4 protein-coding genes are annotated in these 2677 nt (G+C 47.5%); all 4 read right to left on the bottom strand.

The genetic code is table 11. The annotated features are described in order from the left end of the window. Positions 1-205 precede the first annotated feature (205 nt). The 4 genes from AC2VDX_RS00140 to AC2VDX_RS00125 all read right to left on the bottom strand — a co-directional run bounded on the left by AC2VDX_RS00140 (position 206) and on the right by AC2VDX_RS00125 (position 2145). A complete protein-coding gene (locus tag AC2VDX_RS00140; protein WP_378172782.1) occupies positions 206-391 on the bottom strand; it encodes a hypothetical protein in 186 nt (61 codons plus the stop codon). A 40-nt stretch (positions 392-431) separates the two neighbouring features. Then, the gene (locus AC2VDX_RS00135) at positions 432-890 is read right to left on the bottom strand and encodes a DUF6623 family protein (RefSeq protein ID WP_378172785.1); all 459 of its coding nucleotides are present in this window, start codon (positions 888-890) and stop codon (positions 432-434) included. 161 nt (positions 891-1051) lie between these two features. Beyond that, complete coding sequence (locus AC2VDX_RS00130; RefSeq protein ID WP_378172788.1) at positions 1052-1600, bottom strand: hypothetical protein; 549 nt, start codon at positions 1598-1600, stop codon at positions 1052-1054. Between the two features lie 323 nt (positions 1601-1923). After that, complete coding sequence (locus AC2VDX_RS00125) at positions 1924-2145, bottom strand: hypothetical protein (protein ID WP_378172790.1); 222 nt, start codon at positions 2143-2145, stop codon at positions 1924-1926. Between the last annotated feature and the right edge of the window lie 532 nt (positions 2146-2677).

Below are 2677 nucleotides of genomic sequence, written 5' to 3'. Positions count from 1 at the left end.
TGTCAGCTTTTAGAACAGCTATATCCTATCGGTTTGTCCGTTGGCTTCAGGAGAATACTGACGTATTTGCCTTACACCTAGCCCATTTAGGGCTTGTTTGGGCTTGAACAAAGTTCAAGTCCCGTTAGGGTTGTGAGTGGAAGAAGATGTTAGTTTTCTTGCATCAACTCAACCTGCAAGAACAGCGATCGCACTAATAGGAAGATCACGTGGTATAGTCGCCACCAGAACTTGCCAGGATCAGGCGAGAGGGTGGGATGGCTGAGTCAAACCCAATGTCAGCGATAAATAAGAAAGACACACCGATACCGAAAATTACTGTGTGTGGATTTGTCAGGTTGAACGTATTCACTCCATCAAGGGCGATCCGATGTTCTCCTGTGATGAGCAAGTCATTGAACTCTTGTACTTTGGATGATCCATTAGGAAGATCACGTGGTATAGTCGCCACCAGAACTTGCCAGGATCAGGCGAGAGGGTGGGATGGCTGAGTCAAACCCAATGTCAGCGATAAATAAGAAAGACACACCGATACCGAAAATTACTGTGTGTGGATTTGTCAGGTTGAACGTATTCACTCCATCAAGGGCGATCCGATGTTCTCCTGTGATGAGCAAGTCATTGAACTCTTGTACTTTGGATGATCCATCGTAAACGTGAACGTTGCGAATGCTCCCTTGCTCGGACTCAAACATGAGGAAGACACGGATCAAGTTCGACCGAGCATCGTTAAGGATAACTGGCGTCGGGAGCGCAATATGAAACCAGCTAGCTTTACCAGGCTTTACCTGCATGTCAGCACCCCACCCAAAATGCCCGACGCGATTCAAGTTCTCCGGATTCTCAACAGTTAGAGCGTTTCCATGAACCCAACTAGCGTGAAAGCCCATATTTTTCTCCTCTTTATATTATTTGACAGATTTTTTGCATCAGTTTATCTGAAGCAATTGGTTGAGCCTAATGGCTAACATCACCAGATATAGACAATACCGAAACAAAACCAGAGATTACTCATGCGGTATATGCGATGGTTAGGCTGCGATCGCTCACATTACGCAAAGTAGGTACTCATATAACAGCGTCCAGCCTGTACCCCTAACGCTTCGGCCAGATCAATCGCTTCCGATGTCAGGTTATACGAATCGAACGCATCCGAACTCGTGTGGTACACGACACTGATCGTGGCCCAGTGCCGTGCGTGGTGTAACGGGTAGACAGCCTCTCGCACATAGCCGTGGATGTTGTATGCCGCAGTCGCGTTGGTCACGAATGGCGTATCAAGCCCCAGATTCTTCAGCCATGATTGGAGAAATAGCAGGTTCTGGTGGACTTCAGCCAGATAGTCGCGATGGTAGACGGCGGCGGCGGCATAAGAGCCCGTCGTGCCGTTAGCGATCACATCGCTTTCCGCCTTTGCTAGACTTTCGGCAACTTTGTCGATCACCTGTTGAAGAGCTTGCGGAGTGAGCGACGCGCACGGGTCTACCCCGGCTAGCGCTCGCGCACTGGGGGCACCGGCAGGCAATGGCGGGAGCAAGATCGCCGAGGGGGCGAGCGTCGTCGGAAGAGGTGAAAGCTTGGGAATCTTCGTATGGTACATTATCTTTCTCCTTCAGTGGGTGACTGTGGGTACTCTTGGATTTGTGGCTCGTTCGCCGCACCCGATAGCGATAAAGTCTAATGAGCCTTTCAAAATTAACTTGTATGACTAATATCATTGCGATCCATCTGGGAAGGCGATTCTAGGTTTGAAGTTACGCAAGTTATTTCTGTAAGCGTCCTAACGACCAGCGTCACCGATTGCAAGGGACTTGAACGAAGCAAAAAGATTATCGGTCAATCCGGTACACGCAGTTGTTAGGGTGCGATCGCTGCAACAGTGGAAGTCGTTAAGGTTGTGAGTGGAATTTGACGTGCTTACCTTTATAGGAAGCTGTGGCGATTGATGCGATCGCTTCCCTGGTATGCAGATACCAAAGGGTCATCGCATCGTTTCAAGGGGTTGAAATGAGGGTATCCGCCACCTCGACACATTGAAACTAATTGTTCTGGCGTTGTCACAGATGACTTTTGAGCGATTGTGAAACCTCCACCTAGGAGTAAGGCTGTTGAAGCTAGCAAGGCGATTTTACGATTAGTTCTCATGAGAGTTCCTCTGTTTTTGTTAGTTTTTATGACAGCCTAATTAACGTGACAGCTAATTTATTAGGCTTTCATTTCCTGCTTCATGTCTACTATGGTTACCGATCAGAACTCGATATGATAACTGGGAAAGTTCTGGAAGTGGCAATCAAGAAATCAGACAAAGTTGGGTCAAAAATTGCTTTTGAAGCAAAAAGTTTGGAAAAGTCAGGTAAGTTACCCAATTGCTTCATCCAGAGGACTTACGCAAAACACAACGAAAGTAGCGGTAATTCATGAATTACCGCTACGGAATAATCAGCTTCTCAACCACATCTTGCGTAAGTCCTGATCCATTGAAGAGGTTGGGTTGATGTTAGGAAACCCAACCCATCAAATTCGCGATTGCATTGATGATCCTACAGAGCACCAGAGAATACTTGCTTGAAGTTCCATCCGGTGCCAACTTTTTTGCCGCCGTCACCCGCTGTCCATCTGAAAGTGCCGTCAGCTCTTCCATCGTGGCGATACCACATTAAGTCGCCATTATCTTTGA

Source organism: Coleofasciculus sp. H7-1 (assembly GCF_057473865.1).
The sequence above is the reverse complement of the archived record's forward strand: the minus strand, read 5'-3'. Positions and strand labels throughout refer to the sequence as shown.

Coding starts and splice junctions, on each gene's coding strand:
- AC2VDX_RS00135 (WP_378172785.1), bottom strand. CDS start 890: ATGGGCTTTCACGCTAGTTGGGTTCATGGAAACGCTCTAACTGTTGAG.
- AC2VDX_RS00130 (WP_378172788.1), bottom strand. CDS start 1,600: ATGTACCATACGAAGATTCCCAAGCTTTCACCTCTTCCGACGACGCTC.
- AC2VDX_RS00125 (WP_378172790.1), bottom strand. CDS start 2,145: ATGAGAACTAATCGTAAAATCGCCTTGCTAGCTTCAACAGCCTTACTC.